Annotated in this window: 25 protein-coding genes; 22 read left to right on the forward strand and 3 right to left on the reverse strand. The window is 30.5% G+C overall.

All coding sequences use genetic code 11. The features are described 5' to 3' along the window. Positions 1–23 precede the first annotated feature (23 nt). From BMZ74_RS08490 to BMZ74_RS08515, 6 genes are all read left to right on the forward strand, one after another. On the forward strand, positions 24–896 hold the full coding sequence (locus tag BMZ74_RS08490; RefSeq protein WP_089861815.1) for a shikimate dehydrogenase: 873 nt from the start codon (positions 24–26) through the stop codon (positions 894–896). 26 nt (positions 897–922) lie between these two features. Further along, positions 923–2,176, forward strand: coding sequence for an MFS transporter (locus BMZ74_RS08495; protein WP_218142065.1), 1,254 nt, complete (start codon positions 923–925; stop codon positions 2,174–2,176). A gap of 218 nt (positions 2,177–2,394) precedes the next feature. Continuing rightward, positions 2,395–3,159, forward strand: coding sequence for a type I 3-dehydroquinate dehydratase (aroD, locus tag BMZ74_RS08500; protein WP_089861816.1), 765 nt, complete (start codon positions 2,395–2,397; stop codon positions 3,157–3,159). A 163-nt stretch (positions 3,160–3,322) separates the two neighbouring features. Continuing rightward, entirely contained in the window at positions 3,323–3,802 is a 480-nt protein-coding gene (locus BMZ74_RS08505) for a TRAP transporter small permease (RefSeq protein WP_089861817.1), read from the forward strand. Between the two features lie 3 nt (positions 3,803–3,805). After that, positions 3,806–5,098, forward strand: a complete 1,293-nt coding sequence (locus BMZ74_RS08510; RefSeq protein WP_089861818.1) for a TRAP transporter large permease — start codon at positions 3,806–3,808, stop codon at positions 5,096–5,098. Between the two features lie 17 nt (positions 5,099–5,115). Further along, a complete protein-coding gene (locus BMZ74_RS08515; protein ID WP_089861819.1) occupies positions 5,116–6,138 on the forward strand; it encodes a TRAP transporter substrate-binding protein in 1,023 nt (340 codons plus the stop codon). 177 nt (positions 6,139–6,315) lie between these two features. Here the strand turns inward: BMZ74_RS08515 and hydE are convergent, their stop codons facing one another. Beyond that, the gene (hydE, locus tag BMZ74_RS08520) at positions 6,316–7,395 is read right to left on the reverse strand and encodes a [FeFe] hydrogenase H-cluster radical SAM maturase HydE (RefSeq protein ID WP_089861820.1); all 1,080 of its coding nucleotides are present in this window, start codon (positions 7,393–7,395) and stop codon (positions 6,316–6,318) included. Between the two features lie 300 nt (positions 7,396–7,695). Here hydE and BMZ74_RS08525 point away from each other — a divergent pair, with 300 nt between their 5' ends. The 10 genes from BMZ74_RS08525 to BMZ74_RS08565 all read left to right on the forward strand — a co-directional run bounded on the left by BMZ74_RS08525 (position 7,696) and on the right by BMZ74_RS08565 (position 16,734). Further along, the gene (locus BMZ74_RS08525) at positions 7,696–9,711 is read left to right on the forward strand and encodes a BglG family transcription antiterminator (protein ID WP_089861821.1); all 2,016 of its coding nucleotides are present in this window, start codon (positions 7,696–7,698) and stop codon (positions 9,709–9,711) included. 125 nt (positions 9,712–9,836) lie between these two features. Further along, complete coding sequence (locus BMZ74_RS08530) at positions 9,837–10,295, forward strand: PTS sugar transporter subunit IIA (RefSeq protein ID WP_089861822.1); 459 nt, start codon at positions 9,837–9,839, stop codon at positions 10,293–10,295. 24 nt (positions 10,296–10,319) lie between these two features. Continuing rightward, a complete protein-coding gene (locus BMZ74_RS08535; protein WP_089861823.1) occupies positions 10,320–10,607 on the forward strand; it encodes a PTS sugar transporter subunit IIB in 288 nt (95 codons plus the stop codon). 94 nt (positions 10,608–10,701) lie between these two features. Beyond that, positions 10,702–12,138, forward strand: coding sequence for a PTS galactitol transporter subunit IIC (locus tag BMZ74_RS08540; protein WP_089861824.1), 1,437 nt, complete (start codon positions 10,702–10,704; stop codon positions 12,136–12,138). Next, positions 12,138–12,296, forward strand: a complete 159-nt coding sequence (locus BMZ74_RS14505; RefSeq protein ID WP_177181403.1) for a hypothetical protein — start codon at positions 12,138–12,140, stop codon at positions 12,294–12,296. Before BMZ74_RS08540 ends, BMZ74_RS14505 begins: the two co-directional genes overlap by 1 nt. A gap of 41 nt (positions 12,297–12,337) precedes the next feature. Further along, positions 12,338–12,982 (forward strand): L-fuculose-phosphate aldolase, encoded by a 645-nt coding sequence (locus BMZ74_RS08545; RefSeq protein ID WP_089861825.1) that lies wholly within the window; start codon positions 12,338–12,340, stop codon positions 12,980–12,982. A 171-nt stretch (positions 12,983–13,153) separates the two neighbouring features. After that, positions 13,154–14,134: a dipeptidase gene (locus BMZ74_RS08550; protein WP_089861826.1), complete on the forward strand. Its 981-nt coding sequence runs from the start codon at positions 13,154–13,156 to the stop codon at positions 14,132–14,134. 127 nt (positions 14,135–14,261) lie between these two features. Beyond that, positions 14,262–15,386 carry a DUF6765 family protein gene (locus BMZ74_RS08555; protein WP_089861827.1) on the forward strand — a complete coding sequence of 375 codons (1,125 nt, stop codon included), beginning with the start codon at positions 14,262–14,264 and terminating at the stop codon, positions 15,384–15,386. An 18-nt stretch (positions 15,387–15,404) separates the two neighbouring features. After that, positions 15,405–16,130, forward strand: coding sequence for a M48 family metallopeptidase (locus BMZ74_RS08560; protein WP_089861828.1), 726 nt, complete (start codon positions 15,405–15,407; stop codon positions 16,128–16,130). A gap of 103 nt (positions 16,131–16,233) precedes the next feature. Then, positions 16,234–16,734, forward strand: a complete 501-nt coding sequence (locus tag BMZ74_RS08565; protein ID WP_245750857.1) for a hypothetical protein — start codon at positions 16,234–16,236, stop codon at positions 16,732–16,734. Between the two features lie 50 nt (positions 16,735–16,784). Here BMZ74_RS08565 and BMZ74_RS08570 read toward each other — a convergent pair whose 3' ends face one another. Then, a complete protein-coding gene (locus BMZ74_RS08570; RefSeq protein ID WP_089861830.1) occupies positions 16,785–17,162 on the reverse strand; it encodes a helix-turn-helix domain-containing protein in 378 nt (125 codons plus the stop codon). A 693-nt stretch (positions 17,163–17,855) separates the two neighbouring features. On the opposite strand from BMZ74_RS08570, the gene BMZ74_RS08575 reads away from it, so the two are divergent. The 6 genes from BMZ74_RS08575 to BMZ74_RS08600 all read left to right on the forward strand — a co-directional run bounded on the left by BMZ74_RS08575 (position 17,856) and on the right by BMZ74_RS08600 (position 23,410). Continuing rightward, positions 17,856–18,245, forward strand: a complete 390-nt coding sequence (locus BMZ74_RS08575; RefSeq protein WP_089861831.1) for a VOC family protein — start codon at positions 17,856–17,858, stop codon at positions 18,243–18,245. 241 nt (positions 18,246–18,486) lie between these two features. Beyond that, positions 18,487–19,149, forward strand: a complete 663-nt coding sequence (locus tag BMZ74_RS08580; RefSeq protein ID WP_089861832.1) for a GntR family transcriptional regulator — start codon at positions 18,487–18,489, stop codon at positions 19,147–19,149. 24 nt (positions 19,150–19,173) lie between these two features. After that, the gene (locus BMZ74_RS08585) at positions 19,174–20,187 is read left to right on the forward strand and encodes a zinc-binding alcohol dehydrogenase family protein (protein ID WP_089861833.1); all 1,014 of its coding nucleotides are present in this window, start codon (positions 19,174–19,176) and stop codon (positions 20,185–20,187) included. Between the two features lie 16 nt (positions 20,188–20,203). Beyond that, the gene (locus tag BMZ74_RS08590; RefSeq protein ID WP_089861834.1) at positions 20,204–21,754 is read left to right on the forward strand and encodes a tagaturonate reductase; all 1,551 of its coding nucleotides are present in this window, start codon (positions 20,204–20,206) and stop codon (positions 21,752–21,754) included. 109 nt (positions 21,755–21,863) lie between these two features. Further along, positions 21,864–22,850, forward strand: coding sequence for a C4-dicarboxylate TRAP transporter substrate-binding protein (locus BMZ74_RS08595; protein WP_089861835.1), 987 nt, complete (start codon positions 21,864–21,866; stop codon positions 22,848–22,850). A gap of 74 nt (positions 22,851–22,924) precedes the next feature. Then, positions 22,925–23,410, forward strand: a complete 486-nt coding sequence (locus BMZ74_RS08600) for a TRAP transporter small permease (protein WP_177181404.1) — start codon at positions 22,925–22,927, stop codon at positions 23,408–23,410. Positions 23,411–23,609: 199 nt separating this feature from the next. Here BMZ74_RS08600 and BMZ74_RS08605 read toward each other — a convergent pair whose 3' ends face one another. Next, positions 23,610–24,968, reverse strand: a complete 1,359-nt coding sequence (locus BMZ74_RS08605) for a DDE-type integrase/transposase/recombinase (RefSeq protein ID WP_089860166.1) — start codon at positions 24,966–24,968, stop codon at positions 23,610–23,612. Positions 24,969–25,128: the final 160 nt, after the last annotated feature.

A 25,128-nucleotide genomic window follows, 5' to 3' on the forward strand; every position in this document is an offset into this window, starting at 1 on the left:
AAATTAACTAGGGGATGATAATTATGGAAAAAAGAATTACTGGACATACTGAATTAATAGGACTGATTGCTTATCCAATCAGACATTCAAGCTCACCTGCAATGCACAATGCAGCTTTTGCAAAATTAGGACTTGATTATGCTTATCTTGCTTTTGAAGTTGGTAAAGAAGATTTAGAAGATACAATAAAGGGTTTTAGAGCTATGAAAGTTAGAGGATCTAATGTATCAATGCCAAATAAGACAGTTGTACATAAATATTTAGATAAATTATCTCCAGCAGCAAAAATGTGTGGTGCAGTAAACACTATTGTTAATGATGATGGTGTGTTAACTGGCCATATTACTGATGGGGTTGGCTATATGATGTCTTTAAAGGATAATGATATTGATCCAATTGGTAAAAAAATGACTATTGTAGGTGCTGGTGGTGCAGCTACAGCAATTCAAATTCAGGCAGCTCTAGATGGTGTAAAAGAAATATCAATTTTTAATCGTAAAGATGATTTCTGGGCTACTGGAGAAGAAACAGTTAAGAAAATAAACGAAAAAACAGACTGCAAAGCAGCACTTTATGATATAGCTGATTTAGATAAATTAAAAGTTGAAATTGAAGATAGTTATTTATTTACTAATGCTACAGGAATGGGAATGAAACCTTTAGAAGGTAAAACATATATACCCGATAAATCATTTTTTAGACCAGATTTAATTGTTACAGATGTAGTTTACTCACCACGTGAAACCAAAATGTTAAAGATGGCAAAAGAAGTCGGCTGTAAAACCATGAATGGCCTGGGAATGATGCTCTTCCAGGGAGCTGCAGCTTTTAGATTATGGACTGATCAGTCCATGCCAATTGATTATATGAAAGAAATTTTAGACATTAAATATTAATTTGAATAGGAGAGAGGTGTACAATAATGGCAGCATCACAAGCAACGGGAATAAGAAATAATAAATATCTTGGAACAGCTATTGGTTTGTATATGAATTACTTTGTTTTAGGGGTACAAATGATTGTTCTGGCACAAAATATGCCAGAATTTGCTACTATGTGGGGAACGACTGAGGCAGGAGTAATGGGCGTAATTGCTATGACTGGAATTGGAAAAGTTATTGGTCAGCTATTTTCAGGTGCGTTATCAGATAAATTTGGTAGAAAACCTGTTGCCTTAGCTGGAATGGTAGGTTTTATGTTATTCTTTGGTATTTTACCGTTTAATACTAGTTTACTGGTAGCTAATATCATTGTATTTGTTGCCGGGGCATCTACTTCTTGCTGGGATGGATCAATTTATCCAGCTTTAATAGAAATTTTCCCTGATAATGCTAGTTCAGCTTCAGCAATGGTAAAAGGATTTATCTCAATATCAGGTATGTTATTTCCATTCTTACTAATATTCTTAGATAGTAATGGTTTCTGGTTCGGTTGGTCTTCTGTACTATTATTTGTGATTATATTAATTAATTTTATTTATTTGTGGAATGCAAAATTTCCTGATCAAGATGTAAAGAAATCAGAAAATAAGGATGAAAAGCTTCCAGAAGATGGCTTAGACTGTGTTAAAAAACCTAACTTTAAAATTGAAGGATTGACATTAGTAATGTATTCTTTCCTTTGTATGTCAACATTTTATTTATTCCAACAGGTTATTACTAGATATGGTACTCAAGTTGTAGGAATGACAGAAAATGCATCTAAAATATTGATGACATATTTTACTGCTGGTTCACTATTAGGGGTATTTTTCTCATCATTTATCATGGCTAAAGGTTTCAGAAATATAGCAGTTCTTATAATATATAGTGGTTTATCAGCTGTAGCTACCTTATCTATTTATTTAGCTCCAACTCCAGTAACTACATCAATTGGTTCTTTTGTTATAGGATTAACTGCCGCTGGTGGTGTATTACAGATTGGTAACACCTTATTATGCCAGTTTTTCCCAAAAGGTAAAGGGAAACTTACTAATGCATATTATATAGCTACAAGTTTTGCAGCTTATGTACTGCCAACAATCGCTGGGAAATTAATGGAAATTGATTTTACTAAAGTTATGTTATTAGATTTTATTGTAGCAATATTTGGTTTTGTTTTAATGCTATTCTTAGGTGCTAGATATAAAAAGCTTGTTGGTGTAAATAGTATATTTAGCATGGATAATAATTCATAGAACTAGTTATTGGTAAGATAGCTAAACAAGTTAGATATAATGGGCTTTAGTTAGTATAATAAGTATTGATATACGATTAGCTAAAGTCCTAAACAAATGTTTCGAACTAGGATTATATTAAATATTAATCTTAATTATAATAAAAATTTTTATAAATTATAAGTCCTATTTTATAGGAAGATTTACTGATAAGTAGAGAAAGAAAGGATGAAAAGATAATGAAAACTTTTAAAATTAAAAATACAATTTTAGGAGAAGGAGTACCTAAAATTTGTGTGCCAATTGTAGCAAAGACTAAGGAAGAAGCAATTGAAGAAGCCAAAAGTTTTGCTGATATTAAAGCAGATCTTGTTGAATTAAGGATAGACTGGTATGATGAAGTTAATGATATCAAAAAGGTAAAAGATTTATTAAAAGATTTACAACTTATTTTAAAGGACTTACCTCTGTTATTTACTTTCAGAACCGCAGAGGAAGGTGGAGAAAAAAAAATCACAATAGAAGACTATATTACCTTAAATAAAGAAGCAGCTAAGTCAGGTTTTGTAGATTTGATAGATGTCGAAGTATTTAAAGGGGATGAAGTTGTTAAAGATATTATAGCAACTGCTCATCAGGCTGGAATTAAAGTAGTAGCTTCAAATCATGATTTTGATAAAACCCCTGCTAAAGATGATATTGTTTACCGCTTACGTAAAATGCAAGATTTAGGAGCGGATATTCCCAAGATAGCAGTAATGCCAAAATCAAAATTTGATGTATTAGAATTATTAGAAGCTACTCTAATAATGCAAGAAAAATATGCTGATCGACCAATTATAACTATGTCAATGTCGGGCAAAGGCGTGATAAGTCGTTTAGCTGGTGAAGTTTTTGGCTCTTGTTTAACTTTTGGAGCTGCTAAAAAAGCATCTGCCCCGGGGCAAATAGGGGTTAATGAGTTAAGTAATGTTTTAGAAACTATTCATAAAAGTTCTAACTAGTTTTAGCTAAATATTGTTTTTATAGTAGGAGAATAATTTTGACTAATTTATTTAAATATGGATTTTATTTTAAATATTTAGCAATTCTTTTAATAAAAGCTATTTTTAACGAATTTAAGCTAAAATGTATTAGTGAAAAATCATTTATTATTGGGGGGGTATAATGAAAGTAATAAAATGGCTTGATAATAATCTAGAAGAATTTTTAATGGTTATGTTTCTTATTTTAATGATATTTATTATGGGAGTGCAGGTTTTTGCCAGATATTTTTTGAATTATTCTCTTTCCTGGTCGGAGGAAATTAGTAGATATTTATTTATTTGGTCAGCATTTATTAGTGTAAGTTATTGTACTAAAAAATGTATTTCAATTAAAATAGAACATTTAGTAGCTGAATTACCAGTCAGAAAAAAAGCTTTTGCTAAATTAGTTAATCATACAATTGAACTTATTTTTTTCGTATATATATTATACTTTTCAGTTTTGTATGTTATTTCTGCTGTTAAGAGTGGTCAGCTAAGTCCAGCTTTTAGAATTCCAATGTATTATGTTCAGGCCGCCCCCTTAGTTAGTTTTATTTTAGTTATTATTCGGATTATCCAGAGATGGATTATTGAATTTAAAACAATGATGGGGGTTTAAGCTATGCCAATTACATTAGTTTTCTTAATTTTTATTATATGTATATTACTTGCCATACCAGTCTCTATCTCGTTAGGAATTATTTCAATATTACCTGGAGCTTTTGATCCATCTTTTACAGCCAGTGGTCAATATATAGTTAGTTCTATGTTGGGAGGAGTAAATAGTTTTCCTCTACTTGCTGTGCCTATGTTTGTGTTGGCAGGAGTTATCATGGCTAGAGGTGGAATTTCAAAAAAAATATTTGATATTTTTACATATTTTATTGGTAAATTTACTGGAGGTATGCCTTCAGCAGTTGTAATTACCTGTTTATTTTATGGGGCTATTTCTGGTTCTGCTCCTGCTACAGTTGCTGCAGTAGGTAGTATGACTATTCCAGTTTTAACTGAATTGGGTTATGATAAATTATTTGTAACAGGTATTTTGGCTACAGCAGGAAGTTTGGGCGTTATTATACCGCCAAGTATACCTTTTATTATGTACGGAATGTCTTCGGGAGAATCGGTAAGTGAGCTTTTTTTAGCCGGGATCATGCCGGGAGTTTTAATTGCTTTTCTATTAGTAGTATATTGTGTTTATCATTCTAAAAAACATGGAGAAGATAAAGAAAAGATAGCAAAAAAACTTAATGAATTACGTGCTAAAGGAGTTATGAGTCTTTTTAAAGAAAGCTTTTGGGCTATTTTATCCCCGGTAATAATTTTAGGCTGTATTTATAGTGGCTTTGCTTCCCCGACAGAAGCAGCAGTATTATCTGTTTTTTATTCACTTTTTATTAGTTTGTTTATCTATAAAACACTTAAAATTAAAGATTTATGGGGGATTTTTGTTAGTGCAGTAAAAACTTTTTCACCAGTGTTATTTATTTTAGCAGCTTCAATGGCTTTTTCTAGAATGCTTACTTTAATGCAAGTTCCTCAGATGATTAGTAGCTGGATATTAGGAAATATAGTAAATGAAGTGTTTATTTTAATTATAATAAATATTTTATTGTTAATTGTAGGTATGATAATGGATACAACTCCAGCTATTTTGATATTGTCTCCAATTTTACTTCCAATTATTAAAGAAATAGGGATTTCCCCAATTCAGTTTGGAGTTATTGTAGTTATAAACTTAGCAATTGGTTTTGTAACTCCTCCTATCGGAATTAACTTATTTGTGGCGAGTTCATTGACTGATATACCCGTATTTAAAATTTCTAGACAAGTTATGCCCATAATTTATCTTTTTATAATTGCACTGCTGTTAATAACATTTATCCCAAATATTAGTTTGATATTGTTAAATTAAAATAAGTAGGTGACTTTATGCAGAAAAAAAGAATAATAATGGTTTTTTTATTAGTTATAATTGTGATTTTGGTCACTATTTCTTACAAGGACCTCTCTAATGCTGACACACAATATTATGCCTGGCCGCTTGGAACTGCCAGTCCAGAAGATACAGTAACAAACATATTTGCGCGTAAGTTTGCTCAGGAAGTTAATGAGCTCAGTGACGGAAAAATGAAAATTGAAGTTTATGGTAATAGTGTTATTGGTACGGATAGAGAACTTCTAGAAAGCTGTAAAAATGGAGATATACCTTTTGTGGCTCAAAATACTGCCCCTCAGGTTACTTTTATGCCAGAAATTGCAGTATTTGATATTCCCAGTGCTTTTTCTTCAATTGATGAAGTTAGGGCTACAGTTGATAATCAAGAGTTTAATAATTATATTCAAGAAGTTTATCAGAAAGCTGGCTATAAATTGCTTGCTTTTGCAGATCAGGGATTTAGGGTAATGACAACTAATAAAAGAATTGACAAGTTAGCTGATTTTAATGGCCTAAAGATTAGGACAATGGGTAATACTTATCATTTAGCTTTCTGGAAATCTCTTGGAGCTAATCCAACGCCAATGTCTTTTAGTGAAGTTTATATTGGACTTCAACAGGGAACTATTGATGCTCAGGAAAATCCTTACGAAGTTATTGCTTCAAGTAAATTATATGAGCAGCAAAAATATTTAGTTAAAACTAATCATTTACCACACTTAATATCATTAATTGTGAGTGATGAATTTTATCAAGGCCTACCTGCAGATGAACAGAAGATTATCGATAAAGCAGCTAAGATAGCTCAGCTATATGCCAGACAAACTTCTGATCAAAGAATTGAATCTAAGTTAAAATTAATTGAAGAAAAAGGTACCGAGGTAATAGAAGTTTCAGATGAATTATATAAAGAAATTAATGAAAGATCTATTCCGGTTTACGAAAAGATTAGAAATGAAATTGGGGACGAAGTTACTGGACTATATATAAAAGAAAGTAAAAACTATCATCAATAGATAGAGTTTAAATAAATCACAGGGATAAGTAAAATCAAATAGATTTAGCAAATAATTCTCAGCCTTTGATTAGGTTGAGAATTATTTTTTTGTATATAGTTAATTTTTGCAGCAATTAGACTGAAATATTCTATTTTATATAAAACAAATTAATCTGTTTAGCTAAAACAAATTTATTTAATTTGAATTGCGTTTAAAATAGTGGGGAGAATCTCCCCATTTATTATAGCCAATTTTTGCATTTAATTCTTTACTTAAATCAAATTTTTTGAACTCGTCTGCTGCTGAAACACCTATTAATTCTTTGTTTTCATAAAGTTGATAATCTTTTCTATAATTTGGGTGGGTAATTACCGGCATAATAATATTAGCACCTGCTTTTAAGCCTCTTTTTTTGCCATCTGGACTCAGAGCATCTAAGGCTGTAGTGGCTGCAATATTTATATCAGGGATTAAAATTCTGAGAGCAGCGATCATTTTTAGAGCTAGATCAAAGTTTCGTACTTTTAATATTTTTTCATCAACTATTTTTTTAGCCAGTGGTGTTTGCTTATGAATAACATAAGGTCCCATTCCTACCATATCTACGTCAATTTCTTTAAAAAATAATAGATCATTGGCCAGGTCTTCTATTGTCTGACCTGGCAGTCCAATCATAACTCCTGTCCCAACCTGATAGCCTATTTCTCTTAGTATATTTAAACAGTTAAGCCTTTTTTTAAAACTATGACTTACTGGATGAATATTTTCATATAATTTTTGATTAGAACTCTCTATTCTCAGCAGGTAACGATGTGCTCCTAATTCAAACCACTTTTGATAGGTTTTTTTATCCTGTTCACCTAAAGAAAGAGTTATTCCTAATTTATTGTTACTTAAATTTTTAATTTCTTTAATTAAATCGTTAACAAAATTTATAAACTCGGGATCATTTCTTTCTCCAGATTGAAGTACAATAGAAGCATAGTTATTTTTATAAATCCAGCCAGCACTTTCCAAAATTTCTGTTTTGCTCATTTTAAATCTATTAATCTTTTGATTAGATTTTCTAATACCGCAATAATAACAATCTTTACTGCAAATATTACTAAATTCTATAATTCCACGTAGATAAATTTCTCTATCCAAATTGTTAATTCTTAATTGATAAGCAGTTTTAAATAATTCTTTTAATTCTGCTGTCTGCTTTAGATTCAGCAAATATTTAAGCTGATTTGAAGTCAGATTTCCAGCTGAATTTTTAATATCTATCTGCATTGTATCACCACTTTATTTAAATTTAAAAGAAAGAATGCTTTTTAATTATATTTAGATTTTTTTATTAAATTATTGTTTAGTTTAATAAAATTATATCATTTTAAAGAAGTTATTTATATATATTCAATTAAAAATTACGTTTAGTTAATATTAATTATATTATATTTATTACCACATTAATCTGGAAATAGACGTCAGCTCTCAGCTCTACTATTTTTAAATTTTTTGTGCTATTATAAAAACAAGTTAACTTAAGTTGATTTTTATAAATGATCCCAAATAAATATGTGGTGATTAAATATGGTAAATTTACCAACCAAAAGATTAAAAGATATTTTGTTTAGTTTACTTAAAAGTCTAAAACCAATTACAATAAGTGATCTGGCAAATAAGTTAAACGTATCTAATCGAACTATTCGCAGTGATCTAAATAAATTAGCAGAATGGGGGTTAAATAGAAATTTAAACTTAATTAAAAAGACAGGAGTTGGTGTCTGGTTAGAGATTGATGACTTAAGAAGAAGGCAGTTCTTACAATCACTTGGTCGAGTTAATAATTATACTGAGCAGTTATCTCCTTATCAGCGAGAACAATATATTTTAAGATTATTGTTACAGTTTGAGAGTAAATATACTGCTCAATCATTAGCAGAAGAATTATATGTTAGCCGTGCTACTGTTTATAAAGACTTAAAAGAAGTAGAAAAGTGGTTAGTAAAATATAACTTAACTTTAGAAAGAGAAAGAAATTATATATTAAATATCAAAGGTCAGGAGTCTGATTGGAGAAAAGCAGTTGCAGATTTATTAGCAAGATTGAAAAACAATCAGAAATTGAATGATATTTTAGCAGAATCAGATGACTTTTCTCCTGATAGTCGTTTTGATAATCAGACTTATCATCAGATAAATAGTCTTTTAGGTGATATTAGGCTTGAAAAAATTGAGAGTATTTTATCTGAGTTAGAAAAATCATTAGATTTTGTGTTTACAGATGAAGCTTTTATTGGTTTAGTTATTCATATAGCAATTAGTTTTGAAAGGCTAAAAAAAGGTAAAGATATCAAAATGAATCAGGAGCAGCTGGAAAGTTTGAAAAACAAAACAGAGTTTAAAGTTGCAGAATTAATTGCTCAAAAATTGCAGACTGAACTTGGTATTATAATACCAACAGCTGAAATTGGATATATTTCTTTGCATATTCTGGGATCTAAATTAAAACAAGACATCAACTCTGTTAGAGTAGATGATGTTTTAAAAAATTCAGATGATCAAGTTATAATGATTGCTAGAGATATTATAATAACCGCCGAAGAAGTATTAAGTATAGATTTAAGTAAAGATAAACAGTTATTATTAGGACTAGTTTTACATTTAAGATCTACTATTAATAGATTGAAATATGGGATGAGTTTAAGAAATCCTTTATTAAGCCAGATAAAAAGTAATTATCCGGCTATTTATGGAGCAGCCTGGGCCACAAGTGTTATTTTTGAAGAACATTTAGGAGTAAAAATTGAAGAAGAAGAAATAGGTTATTTGGCTATTCATTTAGGAGCTGCTTTAGAACGAATAAATAATAAAATTAAAGCTATTGTGGTTTGTGGAAGTGGAATTGGAACTTCCCAACTGGCAGCGACTAAGTTAGCTAGCCGTCTGCTTAATTTAGAAATAGTTGATTTATTAGCGGTTCATGAATTAAAGCAAGAAAATTTACAAGGAATTGATATTATTATAACTACGGTTCCTTTGCAAGAATTTAATGATAATATTGTCCAGGTTAGTCCTTTAATAACAGATAATGATATTAATTTAATTAAGACTAAAGTTAATAATTTATTGACTGTTAAAAAACAGAATATTTTAAATGTTAAATATGATAAAATTGATGAGTTATTTGATAATGACTTAATATTTATTAATTTGAATATAAATTCTAAAGTAGAAATAATTAAGTTTTTAAGTAATAAACTACTTATTAAAGATCGAGTAGATGAGTTTTTTGTTGAATCAGTTTTAGAAAGAGAAGAATTCACTTCTACCAGGATGGCAATGGGAGTTGCAATTCCACATGGAACAGAAGAAAGACATATTTTAAAGTCAGCTATTGCTGTAGCAACACTGGCCAGGCCAGTTGAATGGGGGGATGGATTTGTAAAAATTATTTTTCTACTGGCTCTTAAAAAAGAAGAAGGCAGGAAATTTTTTAAACATTTTCACCCCATTTTGGAGAATGAAATTATATTAAATAAACTTAAGAATACTTCTGAAAAACGATTAATAATCGAAAGTATATTAAAATTTAATCAGAGGTAAATGCTAAAATATCAGAAGGTGAATAACAGTGGCTCCGCCTGCTTTTTATTATTGGCAATATCTATCTATTATTTGCTAGTTAACCTATTTTTTAAGCTATTTATTTGGCAGGGAGGTATTAATTAATGAATGATCTATATATAGATGAAAATTTAATTGAAATTGATCTAAATTTAAACAATAAAGAAGAAATTATTAAAAAATTAAGCAATATTTTAGAAACAGCTGGTCTTGTAAAAGAGACATATCAATCAGCAGTATTGAAAAGAGAAAAAGAATTTCCAACAGCTTTAGAAACAGAAAGTATAGGTTTTGCTATTCCACATACTGACCCTCAATATGTTAATAAAGCTGCTGTTGCCGTTGCTAGATTAAAAAATACAGTTAATTTTATCAGTATGGAGAATTATGAAAAAAATATTGCAGTCAAATTAGTATTTCTACTTGCAATAACGGATCCGTCTAAACAAGTCAAAGTATTGCAGAAATTAATTAAATTAATGCAAAATAAAGAAATAGTTAATACTATTCTAAGAGCAGATAACCAAAAAAAATTGAGTGAAATTTTAAAAAATAATTTTTAAATAAAAATTTAGGAGGTAATAATAATGAATAAGAAAAAAGTTCTGGTGGCCTGTGGATCCGGGATTGCGACTTCAACTATCATCATGGACAAATTAGAAGAAGGTTTAGCAGAGAGGGGAATTGAAGTTGAATTTGAGCAATGTAAAATTTCAGAAGCTAAAAATTATATTGAAGATTTAAGTATAGATATTATAATTCTAAATGGTCCAGTAAATAGCGAATATAGTATACCTGCTTTTAGTGGAGTTAGTTTTTTGACTGGAATTGGTGAAGAAGAGTTATTTGATAAAATAGTTGCCGAGCTTGAATAATTAAGAGCTGTTTTTACTAACTATTTTTAATTCAAGTTTAATAGAGTAGTTTAAACAAATTGTTTAATCATTTTAGATCAGGAGGGAAATAACAATGGCACAAATTATGAATGTCGTTAATTTCATTTTAGATTTAGGTCCCAGTGTGATGATGCCTCTCATTTTATTTATTATGGCAATGATCTTTAGAATAAAAGTAAGCAAAGCAATCAGATCTTCTCTAACTGTTGGTATGGGCTTTATTGGGATTAATCTTGTGTTAGGATTAATGGTTCAGACTTTAAGTCCAGCAACCGAAGCAATGGTTAATAATTTGGGTCTAGAACTTAATGTTATGGATGTTGGTTGGCCAGCTTCATCTGCAATTGCTTTTGGAACTACTGCACTTGTTCCCTGGATATTTACCCTGGGAATATTATTAAATGTAGTTTTAGTATTATTAAATTGGACTAAAACTCTGGATATTGATCTCTGGAATTACTGGCACTTTATTTTTGCTTCTGCTTTTGTCTATGCAGCTACTGATAATTTTTTATTAGCAGTTATAATTGGCTTATTGACAGAATTAATTGTCTTAAAATTAGCAGATTTAACTGCACCAGTAGTTCAGGATTTTTTTGGAATGCCAGGAGTCTCATTTCCCCATACAGAAACAGTATCCTGGGCACCTGTTGGATGGGTTATTAATGAGATAATAGATAAAATACCTGTAATTAGAGAATGGGATTTTGATCAAGATAAAATTCAGGAAAAGTTTGGGATTATGGGTGAATCATTAATGATCGGCACAATTATTGGTTTGTTAATTGGTATTTTTGCTTATGGACCAAATATTAGTTCTGATATGTCAACTAGTTTAGCTAATATAATTAACATAGCAATTACTTTAGGCGCTGTTATGCTGATCTTTCCTAAGATGGTTAAACTTTTAATGAACGGTCTTTTACCACTTTCAAAAGGAGTAAAAGAGTTTTTGAATCAGCGTTTTCCAGATAGAGAACTCTACATTGGTTTAGATGCAGCTACGGTTATTGGACATCCAGCTAATGTTGCTACAGGTTTAATCTTAATTCCAGTTTCACTTGGATTAGCAGTAATTTTAAGTATGCTGGGAGTAAATAGAATGCTTCCTTTTGCTGATTTATCAATAATGCCTGTTTTGATTTTGTGGGCAACTGGTTGGTCAAGAGGAAATATATTTAGAGGAGTAGTTATTGGCAGCGTTTTTATAACAGGTTTTTTAATTATTGGAACTTTCCTTGCTCCAATGACAACTACTCTTGCTCAAGGAGCCAATTTTGCTATTCCAGAAACTGCTGCTCAGATTTCTAGCTTAGATGTTGGGGGCCATCTTGCACCCTGGTTGTTAATGTTGCCTTTTATCGGAAATATATTTTCTGAACTAGGCAGTGGTTTTGCAATATTTTCGGTAATATTTGCTCTTTTTACAGCTGGCTGTTATATATTATTCTTTTATAAGGCTTTTAAAGGAGATCTGGGCATTAAAACAGCTAAAAAAGGTGTTAATTAATGATTTATCAAATTGTTTTAATTTCTTTGGGTCCATATGGAAGACGTTTATTAGACTTTTTGACTGCTAATCAATTAATAATAATGTCACTAGTGTTTTTAGGCTTAATTATTGAAAAAGTTTTTTTAACTAATAAAGGTAAAAATAATTTTAAATAGATAAAATTATAGAATTAAAAATTTATTAAGGGAGGAAAAAGATGAAATTAGAATTAGAAAGAAAAAAAATAAAAGAATTTGGTCAAAAACTATTAACAAGTCATTTAACTAAAGGAACTGGTGGGAATTTAAGTATTTATAATCCATCAGAAAATTTAATGGCAATTAGCCCAAGTGGAATTCCTTATCCAGAAATTAAACTAACAGATATAGTAGTTATGGATTTAAATGGGAATGTAGTTGAAGGTGATAAAGCACCATCAAGTGAATACGAGATGCATAAGATATTTTATGAAAAAAGAAATGATATTTTTTCAGTAGTGCACTGCCATTCAGTATATTCTACCAGTCTTTCTATTTTGAGAAAAGAACTACCAGCATCTCATTATATGATAGCACTTGCTGGTAAAAATGTTCGCTGTGCTGATTATGCTACTTATGGTACAAAAGAATTGGCCATTAATGCTTTTACAGCGATGCAGGATCGTTATGGAGTTTTACTGGCTAATCATGGTTTATTAACTGGAGCAGACTGCATAGAAAATGCCTTTAATATAGCTGAAGAATTGGAATATGTAGCAGAAACATATTATAGAGCAAAAACAATTGGTGAACCTGCTATTTTAAGTGAACAAGAAATGGACTTAATGCAGAAAAAATTTAAGAATTATGGTCAGGCAAGATAGGATATTGTTAACTTTTCAATTATTATATATTATTAATCCTCAACTAATTATTAATTAGTTGAGGATTTTTTATTATTTTTAACAATTGCATTTATTATCTAATAATCCTATAATAAATAAAATAAGCTAAATTAGTAGAGATTCAAATAAATTTAATTGGAGTTGATATAAATGCGTTATATTGATTTACATTGTGATAGTTTATTAAAGATCTTTAATAAATCCGAACAAGAAAATCTATTTGAAAATAACAATTTAAGTGTTGACTTTAAAAGTTTACAACAAGGAGAAGCTCTGGCTCAGTTTTTTGCTATTTTTATGCCAGATGAAGAGACTTTAACTGAATTAAAACTTGAAGAAATAAATGATGATCTATATATAGATAGGGCAGTCAATATTTTAGAACAGGAAGTTACTCAACATAATCAGATAGTTGCTCTAGCTAAGAATTATCAGGATATTATTGTTAATCAGCAGCAGGGTAAAATATCAGCTCTTTTAACCATTGAAGATGGTAGAAGTGTTGCTGGTAATTTAGATAAATTAAAAAGATATTATAAAAAAGGAATTAGATTAATTACTTTGACCTGGAATTATGAAAATTGTTTTGGTTATCCCAATTCAACAAATCCTGCCCAGATGGCCCGGGGCCTAAAAGACTTTGGAATTGAGGCAGTTCAGTATATGAATCAGCTTGGGATGTTAATTGATGTTTCACATCTTTCGGATGGAGGATTTTATGATGTTGCTCAATACAGCAGTAAGCCTTTTATAGCTTCTCATTCTAATGCCCGCTCTCTTGCTAACCATCCTCGTAATTTGACTGATCAAATGATAATAAAAATAGCTGAAAAAGGTGGTGTAATAGGGCTTAATTTTGCTCCTTATTTTTTGAATAAAGATAGCACTAATTCTAAGAGCAGTATTGAGAGGATGATTGCTCATTTAAATTATTTGAAAAATATTGGGGGAGAGAATGTTTTGGCACTAGGAACTGATTTTGATGGTATTCATGGTAATTTAGAAATAGCTAGTAGTAAGCAGATGCCTCTTTTATTTAAAGCTTTAGCCAGATCAGGTTGGAATATAGATTTAATTGAAAAGTTTGCTTTTAAAAATAGCATGCGGGTAATAAAAGAGGTACTTAGCTAATTATAGAGCTTGGCTGTTTTAATTAAAACAATAAAAATCAGATCATTTTTTACAAAAAAAGCTTGAACTTTACAAATATTTACAATAAAATAAAAGTGAGCTAATTAAAATAAGGAGTTGAAATAGTATGGATCTTGAATTTCATTATTATATTACTTATTTGATTGCTGTAAAAGCAGGCTTTAAAAAATCTGCAGCAGAAACTCTGGCTTATGCAAGCCAATACATTGATGATAATGATTATATCTTTGATATATCTCCAGAAACTCCAGCTCACTATCAAAATTATATTAGTCAGACTAAAGATATTATTCAACCTCGCAAAAAGTTATTTAGAATTTATCCTATTTTTCATTTTATTCCTGGTAATCCTCTACAGAAATCAGCCCGGAGGAAAGATGGTAAGTTACATTATTTAAATACTATACCTGCTAATCAAAATGCCAATAGAATTTTGGCTGAAGCTTTAAATAGTCATAATATTTATCAAATTGGATTGGCAATTCATTCTTTTGCCGATACCTATGCCCATCAAAATTTTGTTGGTTATTATGATACATTTAATTCTTTAAAAGGAATTTTAAAAAGATCACCTGCTAAAATAGGACATGCTTCAGCAACTCATAAACCTGATATTCCTAATCTCATCTGGCAGGATAAAAGATTATGTAATTTACTTGCCACTAGAAATAACAAAGCTCTTTTTTTGCAGGCGGCAGCTAGTATTTTTGTTAAATTAAAGCGATATAATCAACCTGAAGTAAGTAATTTGGAAGTTGAAAGTGAAACAAAAGAATTAATAGCTGATTTAACTTCTGCGATTGGAGAAACAACTACTGAGTATAATTTTTTTAAAAATACTTTATCTAATTTATTAAAAAAGGGCAGTCGTCAGCAGAGAATTAATAATTATCGTGCTCTTGCTTTAAAAGAAAAATATGGTGGTCAGGAATTAGCAGAGTATGATTCTAATAAATGGCTTAAGCAAATACTTGAAGATACTTTTCAATTTAAGCTGTTTAAATTACTAAAGAAATTTCCTCTGTTAGGCTTGGGTATAGAAATTATTACTGATAAAATAAAAGAGATTTTTAGTTTTGATCTTTCTCTTAATTATCAATGGAAAGATAAGTTAACATACCAGAAAAGTCATTGGTATAAGTTTCAGCAGGCAGTTAAAGAAGTTCAGGCTAGGTCAGAAAAGATTATTGGTAAAAGTGTTTTCTCAAAAATGGATCTCGCTAAATTTTAATTTACATGGAGGAGAGTAATGGCAGAAATAAAGTTGAAAGATAAATTACTTAATTATAAAATAGTGCGCAGTCAGCGTAAAACTATTGGCATAATAATTAAAGTAGATCAGGAGCTATTAGTTAGAGCCCCCCAGACTACATCACTTAAAAATATCGAAAGACTTTTACATAAAAAAACTGATTGGATCTTAAGAAAATTGAAAAAAGTTGCTCAGATTAAACCTGCTCCAGCAGCTAAAAAATTTATTAATGGTGAACAATTTAGTTATTTGGGTCAGAAATATGAACTCATTATTAAAAATAGTTCAGCTGCAGCAAAAGTTGAACTATTTTCAGATAAAATTATTGTTAATTATCCGGCAGTTCAACAAGGGGATTATCAGGCAAGACAGCCAATTATACGAAAAATTTTAGTGGATTGGTATAGAAAACAGGCTAAAATAAAAATTGAACAGAGAATATTAAATTACAAGGATCTACTTGGAGTAGAACCAAACCGAATTGTAGTTAAGAAACAGCGTAAACGGTGGGGCAGCTGCAGCAGTAAAGGTAATCTTAATTTTAATTGGAAAATTATAATGGCCCCTCCACCAATTATTGATTATTTAGTTGTACATGAACTTAGTCATTTAGTTCATGCCAATCATTCAAAAGCATTCTGGCAGACTGTTGCTAGTTTGATTCCTGAGGTTGAAAAAAAGCGGGAATGGTTAAGAATTAATGCTCGTCAGCTTGATTTTTAAAACTTTAATTTATATTATATAATTAAAGTTTTTTCAAATAAATTAATTTTTTAAATATGGGAATAGGTGATTTATCATTAAAACTATCAACTATCAAAAGTATTTGGCTAAATATCAATCTACAACAGGTTTATATCCAGCTGCTTTGCTAGAAATTGGCAGTCAATATCACGAAAAAGGTTATTTAACAAAAGAAGAATTATATGAGTTGGCCCATCTAAATTCAACTAGAAGCTCTTACCATGTTAAAAAGAATCCAGCTCAGCGGGTTGAACGAGTAACTGAGGCAGCTTATCAGCTTAAAGACGAATTTTGTCAGCTTGCTCTTTACAGCAGTTTAAGTGGAATTGGAATTCCAACTGCTTCTGCTATTTTAACAGCTCTAGATAAAAATAAACATTGTGTTATCGACACCAGGGTTTGGGCAGCTTTGTTTAGATTAGGTTATTTTGAACAGGAAAAAGAGAGCTTTAAAGCGGATGATTATCTCAGAATAATTGCTATTGTCAGAAAACTGGCAGCTGAATCTGATTATAATCCAGCTGAGGTTGGTTATGCTCTGTTTGCTTATGATGTAGTACATCGAACAGGAAATTTACATTAAAATAATAAAACCATGGCTTAAACCAGGGTTAAATTCAGGTTATTAACTAATTATCTAGTGTGAAGTGCTTTAATTACTCTAATTAACTGTTTAACTTCATCTGGGGTTAAATCTTTAGTTTCTTTAAATAATTCCTGTAGGTCATCACGTTCAGAAATTTTATCCATAAAGTTTTTAAATTCTGGATCGGCAGCTAATTCTTCTTTTAAACCTTCAACAGTAATTTTTTCATAAGAATTACCCAGCAAATAATCAGTCGACACATTAAAATAGTCGGCCAGTTTCCGGATCATTTTAGTATCAGGAAATCTTTTTCCTTTTTCATAATGAGAAATAGCCTGATCTGTAATTCCCATAACTTTGCCCAGTTTTTTTTGAGTTACCCCTTTTTCTTTTCTGAGCAGTCTTAATCTTTCCCCAAATGACATGTTATTATCTCCTTAGTAAAAGTATTTAAAGCCTGTTTATATTATATCCAGCATAGAAATTTATGTAAAACTATGTAAACATTATGTATATAAAAAAATAAAATATCTGCTTGCATAAACATAATGTTTATGATATTATTTATTTAAAGATAGATAAACATTATGTTTATAGTAATTATTTAAAAAAAGAAATTCTTTAACTTTAAGGTGTTTTCCAATAATAGATTGATTTCTACCCCTATTTATCTATTATTATAAAATTGCCTGTTTTTAGCAGGTAAAATATACACTAAAAAAGACATACTTATCCCACTTTGTCTTTTTTAGATAAAGAAAGGAGGTATATATTAAGCTGGTGATAATTGAACAGCTGTAACTGTTCATAAGTTTTAATTTATCAATTTACTAAATAATTATATCATATCATTAGAATGGTGTAAATTTCTGGGAGGACTTATTATCCAGAGATAACTGAATTTTTCTAATAGTGATATTTATCCAGATTTATTTAATTAATATAATTAAATTTATTTATTCTGGGGCCATGGGCCGGGAAAAGATACTTTTCCCGGCCTTATTTTTTTATTTAATCGTTTGGGTAATTATTTAATGAAGTTAAATAAAAAATAAGAAGATTTGGTTTCAAAGTTAGTGATTAAAATTTTTAAGCAACTCTAAAGGGTGTGATAAATAATGATTGCAGACCATTTAACCAGGATTCAACATTTGGGAATTCCAACTGATAAGATGCACCAGACAATTGAATTTTATCAAAAGCTTGGCTTTGAGCTTATTTATACAGAGAGTGATCAATCAGGAAAGTTAGAAGTCGCTTTTTTTAAATTAAATAATCTTATTATAGAAAGCTATTTAGTGAATTTTATTGCCAACCAGACTGGTCCAATTGATCATTTTGCAGTTAATGTTACACAAATCAATAGTTTGTTTAAAAAAATGAAAAATGAAAACTACGAAATTATAGAAACTACAATTCAACAACGTTCCTTTTTGGGGAAAAAGATGGCCTTTTTTACTGCTTTTGGTCCTAATGGTGAAAAGATAGAATTTAATCAAATAAGATAAATAGTTTATATCTTAATTTAAAATAATCTGCTAGTTTCTAATAGTCTAAATTTTTGAAAGAGAGGTTCTGAAAATCAGAAGAGCTGATGAAAGATATAGTTCTTTAAGTTTAATGACTATATATTTTTAGCTTATTATGTATACAAGATATATATAATATCTTTTTAATTTAGATTGTATATAGTAACTATGTTTAAATTAATTTGATTTTTAAAATATATAAGAAGAAAGGCTTTGAAAAATGAATTTTATATATGATAAAGAACCTGTTTATGATAATTTAAAAGAAAAAGCTTATTATATTATCAAAGATAAGATAATAAACTGTGAGGTTCCGCCGGGAAGCTTTTTAGATGAAAAAGAATTAACTGAAGAAATTGGTGCTAGTAGAACTCCTATTAGAGAAGCTCTCAACAAACTAGAACAAGAAAATTTAATTAATATTTTACCTAAAAGAGGAATCCTGGTTTGTGATATTACAATGAAGGATATTAAAGAAATATTTACTATAAGAAAATTTATGGAACCATATATTTTAAGGCTTTCTTATAAAAACTTAGTTAAAGAAGAATTAATAAAATATAAAAATTTATTTGAAGAATTTTACACTGATAGAAAAGATAATAATTACTATACAAGTCTAGATGCAAGATTTCATTATTTTCTAATTAAAGCTTCTGATAATAAATATTTAATAAATATGATGCAGCAAATTTTTATTCAAAATCATCGGATTAGAATTATTACAGCTAAAAAGCCAAATAGATTAGAGCATAGTATAGAAGAACATTTAAGAATAATTAATTTTATGTTAGAAGGGGAAATAGAAAATGCTGTTTCAGAACTTGAAAAACATATAGGTCAGTCTTGGCAAGTATCTTTACAATTAGGTATAGATATATAAATATAAATGCGAGGTGTTTAACTAATGGATGTTGTTTTTATTAAGGAACCTGGTGAAATTGAGCTTTTAGATGTGCCAGAGCCAGCTGTTAAAGATGGGGAAGCTCTTCTAAAAATAAAATATTGTGGTATTTGTGGATCAGATATTGCAACTTATACGGGGAATCAACCATTTGCTAGTTATCCAAGGATACCTGGTCATGAATTTTCAGCTGAGATAGTTGATATTGAAGATAATGATCTAGGACTTAAAGCAGGAATGATTGTCACAGCAAATCCTTATTTTAATTGTGGTCATTGCTATCCCTGTAGTAAAGGAAAAGTTAATTGTTGTGAAAGTAATGAAACTATGGGAGTGCAGAGAGATGGATCTTTTGCTGAATATATTACTATGCCGATAGAAAGAATAGTGAATGGAAGGGGCTTGTCTGCCCAGACCTTAGCTTTAATTGAGCCCTTTTCGATAGGTTATCATGCTATTAATAGAGGGAATATTAAAAATAAAGATAATGTTCTTGTTATTGGAGCTGGGCCAATTGGTATTTTTGCCATGTTATCAGCAAAACTAGCTGGAGCTAAAGTTACAATTGTTGACATGTTAAAAGAAAGATTAGATTTAGCTAAAAGTATGGGAGCAGATCAGATAGTTAATGTTAGTCAAAAAACATTGGCTAAAGAGGTAGAAAAGTTAACTAATGGCAATGGAATGGATGCTTGTGTTGAAGCAGTTGGACATGCAAATACTTTTTTGCAATGCATAGAAAATGCCGCGTTTGGTGGGAAGATCATTTTAATTGGCAATGGAAAAACTGAAACTAAATTTAATCATTCTATACTATTAAAAAAAGAATTAGATGTTTATGGCTCACGTAATAGCCTATATGATTTTAAGCCTTTAATTGATAAAGTTAAAACTAATAATTTGGATATTGAAAAGATAATAACTCATATTTATGCTAAAGAAGATGTATTACAGGCTTTTAAAGAATTAAACAACAATGACGGCAGTATGGCCAAAGTATTAATCAAATTCAATTAAAAAGAGGAGGCAAAAAATGTCTGAAGACAATTTACCAATGCTTAATAGAGAGTATTTAGAATCAGAATTAATAGGAACAGAGCTGGCAGATTTTTCAGCTGAAATTCTTGATTATCCCGAAAAAGTAGTTCAAATTGGAGAAGGTAACTTTTTAAGAGCTTTTGTTGATTGGATGTTTCATACCATGAATAAAAAAGGTATATTTAAAGGTAGGGCAGTTGTTGTACAGCCAATTGCCGAAGGTAGAGTAGCTAATTTAAATCAGCAAGATGGTCTCTATACACTTTACTTGCGGGGAATAGAAAATGGCAAAGAAGTAAATAAAAGAGAAATTATGACAGCAATTTCTCGTGGCTTAAACTCCTATACAGAATGGGAGCAGTTTTTAAAATTAGCTGAAGATCCTGCAGTTGAGTTTGTAGTTTCTAATACAACTGAAGCCGGGATTAGCTATAATGAAGCTGACCAATTAGCAGATACACCGCCCCAGTCATATCCAGGGAAATTAACAGCTTATTTATACAGACGTTACCAGAGTTTTAATGGAGATCCTGAAAAAGGAATGGTTATTATTCCTGTTGAATTAATTGAGCGTAACGGAGATAATCTCAAAAGAATTATTCTACAGCTAGCTGAAGATTGGAATTTAGAAGCGGAATTTAGCAGCTGGATTAAAGAGGCAAATCATTTTTTAAATACTCTGGTTGACAGGATAGTAACAGGATATCCTTTTAATGAAATAGATAAATTGGAAAAAGAGTTAGCTTATCATGATCAAAATCTGGATACAGGAGAGATCTTCCATCTCTGGGTTATTGAAGGTGATGAAAGTTTAAAAGAAAAATTACCTTTTCATAAAGCCGGTTTAAATGTCAAATGGGTAGATGATTTAACACCTTATAGAACAACTAAAGTTAGAATTTTAAATGGAGCACATACTTCAACAGTACCAGTTTCCTATCTAGCAGGTATTGAACTGGTAAGAGATGCAGTTAATGATGATTTAGTTGGGGAATTTATTAAACAAGCAGTTTTTGAAGATATAATACCAACTCTTGCAGCAGATCCAGCTGAACTAGATGATTTTGCTCATAAGATTTTTGAACGTTTCAAAAATCCATATATAGATCATAAATGGCTTGATATTTCGCTTAACTCAACTTCAAAATTCAAGACGAGAGTATTGCCTTCTCTAGTTCAACATATTGAGAAATTATCGAAAGTGCCAGCCAGATTAAGTTTTTCCTTAGCAGCTTTAATAACCTTTTATCAGGGAACAGAGCTTGAGAATGGTAAATTAGTTGCATATCGAGGAGAAGATAAGTATTTAATTAGAGATGATAAACCAGCCTTAGAGTATTTTGCCCAACTATGGAGTAAATTTAAAGCAGCAGAAATAACTCTGGCTGAACTGGGAAGAGACGTACTGGCTAATCAGGATTTTTGGGACCGAGATTTAAATAAATTACCTGGTTTAACTGAGTCAGTAGTTAGCAATTTAAAAATGATAAAAAAAGCAGGAATGAAAGCCAGTTTATTAAATTTATTAGGGAATAATGATAATTAAAAATTTGCAGATTAATGAAAAATATAATTTTAAATAAATAGCTATTTTTAAAGCTGGGTTTACATGATAGTTAATATTTAATAATAAAATTAATTTTAGGGGGAAAAAAATGAAAAAGGTAATTTTAATATTAATAGTATTAGGTCTTTTAATTGGTGGAGTTGTCCAGGCAAAGGATGAGACAATTGTTATTCAAGCAGGATATGCAAATAATCCTGGTGAACCTGTTGATTTAGCTATGCATAAGTGGGCTGAACTTTTAGCAGAAAGAACAGATGGTAAAATTAAGATGAATTTATATCCATCAAGTCAATTAGGAAGTAAAAGTGAATTGATTGATCAAATGTTTGCTGGTGCTAATGTTATAACACTTGCTGATGGAGCATTTTATGCAGATCTTGGTGTAGCGGATTTTGGAATTGTATTTGCTCCTTACTTGTTTGATACATGGCAAGATGTTTGGAACTTAACTGAGAGTGACTGGTATGCAGAACAGTCTGCTAAACTTGAAAAAAAGGGAATTAAAATACTAACTTCAAATTGGAAATATGGGGACAGACATACACTTATCGATAGACCTATCAAGTCAGTTGATGGACTTAAAGGATTAAAAATAAGAGTTCCTGGAAATTTAATTCAGGTAAAAGGATTTGAAGTACTTGGTGCTACTCCAACTCCAATGGCTCTTGGAGAGGTTTATACATCATTACAGCAAGGTGTAATTAATGGTTTAGAAAATCCATTGCCAGTACTTTATAATGGTAAATTTTATGAGGTAGCAAAATATTTAATTCTTGATGGTCATGTTAAAAACTTTACTACATGGATCACTGGAACTGTATTTTTTAATTCATTAACTGAAGAACAACAAAAAATCTTAATTCAAACTGGTAATGAGGCTGGGATATATAATAATAAAGTTCAAGCTGAGGTTTATGATAAAACACTTCAAAATATGCAGGATGAGGGTGTTAAGGTTTTAGATCTTAATCTAGCTGAATTTAAGAAAAAAGCTCAGTCATTTTATAAACTACCTACTTTTACTGAAAAATGGTCAGATGGACTTTATGAAAGAGTAAAAGAAGCAATGAAATAAACTTAAGTTTATAAATGATTCATTCTGGCAGATATATCAATATATCTGCCAGAATGAATAAAGGGGGAGTATATATGGGCATGAAAAAAAACAAAATAAGTAATCTTCTTATAAATATTGATTATTTTATAGCAGGAATATCATTAACTATTTTAGTAATTATAACATTTTTGGGAGTTCTGGCAAGATACTTCTTGAATTCTCCCTTTATATGGTTACAAGAATTACAAATGATGTTATTTGTTTGGCTTACATATATAGGAGCAGGTGCCGCTTTTAGAACTGGCAGTCATATTGCAATAAACTATTTAATAAATCAGCTACCTTTAAGGATCAGAAAAATAGCTGAGATATTAATTTCAATAGTTGTTATATCTGTTTTAGGATATTTCATGTTAAAAGGAATTGGTCTTGTAAAACAACAATTAATGATTAGCAGAACTACAAATATACTAAATATCCCTTTTGCATTTATTTATTCTGCCTTGCCGATAGGTAGTATACTTATGATTATAAACTATATTTTTACCACATATATCTTTATTGTTAAAAAAGGATAACGTCAAATAAAATATGATAGTTACCATAAAATGTAAGTAAATAGTAATAGAGTATCACTAATTTTAATTATAATAAAAATCTTAAGAATGTCAAAAGCTTGAAGATGTAAATGATGTAAAAAAATGTAATTAAATAAATATAAAACTCTAAAAGAGTTGAGCAAGATTTTTTGAAAAGTTATTCAGTAAAGATATTTAGTTACTTATCAGTTTTGTTGATCCACCTGATAAGTTGAGCCCAGGAGTTAATGGGCTGGCCTCTTGAATCTTCAACAACAAGAGGAGCCTTGTTATCAAAAGAGCTATGAGGTTTTATATAGTTAAAATATAGCTGATATAAAGTTAAATGAGCAAGAGCACCATCAAAGGAACTAAAGCTTTTATGACGTTTGTAATGAGCTTTATAGGTGCCAAAGAAACGCTCAATGATGTTTTTATAGGGTCTGTAAACCTCATCTGAATTATCGTCATCAGTAAAAAGTCCTTTAACTTGTCTGTGATCTACATCGGTCTTTAAAAAGGCCTTTGCAGCATGCACAGCAGTTCTATAGATTGGTGCCATATCAGAAACCAGGACAAAATCCCGACCCTGGTATTGGTCAATAATTCTTTTGAGAATGGTGATTGCACCTTTGGCATCTCGATGTTTTGAGAGATGCTGAGCAATGATACAGCCGTTTTTACCATCAATGGCAGTAAAAAGATAATGCCAGCTGCCTTTGATTTTGATATATGTTTCATCAACAGCAACAATGCCAGATAAAGGTAGATCAAGGTCCTTAATGTTAGGACCAAGTCTGTGAGCTAAAGAGACAGTCCAGTTTTGGATAGTCTGAGCTGAAGGTGAAACATTATATGCAAGTTTCAGGGCTCTTTTAGTCTGTCTTAGAGAAAGACCAAGACCCACATAAAAATCCATAGCTTTGGAGATTATGAAGTTCCCATACTGGGAATGATCCAGGTTAACAGGTTCTTTATCAGGTCTTGAAACTTCAAGGTTTTCGACATCAAAATCATAGGCTCTATAGCGATATCTTTTGTGTTCATTTTTCCATTTAGAGCAGTCATCATTGCGGCATTTATACTTGGTAAAATGCTTACGCTCTTTCTCTTTAGATAAAGCATAGCCGCAAAAAGGGCAGCGATAGGTAGGCCTGTTACTGGATCTTAGTTCAGGTTTTTCAGGAGCCCACTGATGATCACAAACTTTGCACTGAAGCTTCTGGTAACCATCTGGGTCATGACCGAAGCTGTAGAGATATTTTTTAGGAGCGCCACATTCGGAGCATTTTTCGACTTCTACAGTCAGAGGTTTACGGCGGTTAACAGGCTTTATGGGCTGACCATTTTCTTTAGCTTCAGCCAAAATTTCCTGATAATTAAGCTGTTCAATAACAGGAAGTGGGTCATCAAAGCTGTTAAACTTAGTATAGCTGTCATCAAGTTTTTCTTTGGGTTCAAAGTCAACGTGAAAGAGCTTGGAGAAAAAGAGATAGACCAAAAGAACAAAATTCATAAGAGGTTTAAGCAGGAAATTAGGTAAATTTCGAGAAATCATAACTTAGGATCCCTTCCTTTCTGGGTGTAGTAGGTTGTGACTTCTCAATTACTATTTACGAGCTCAGGGGGAGGGATTCCTGCATTTAGTGCAGATTCCTAAACTGACAATTATGATAACTATTAATATTTTTAAAAAAACTATTAGATTTGACGTAACG

This window comes from Halanaerobium salsuginis (assembly GCF_900114545.1).
Lineage (GTDB): Bacteria > Bacillota > Halanaerobiia > Halanaerobiales > Halanaerobiaceae > Halanaerobium > Halanaerobium salsuginis.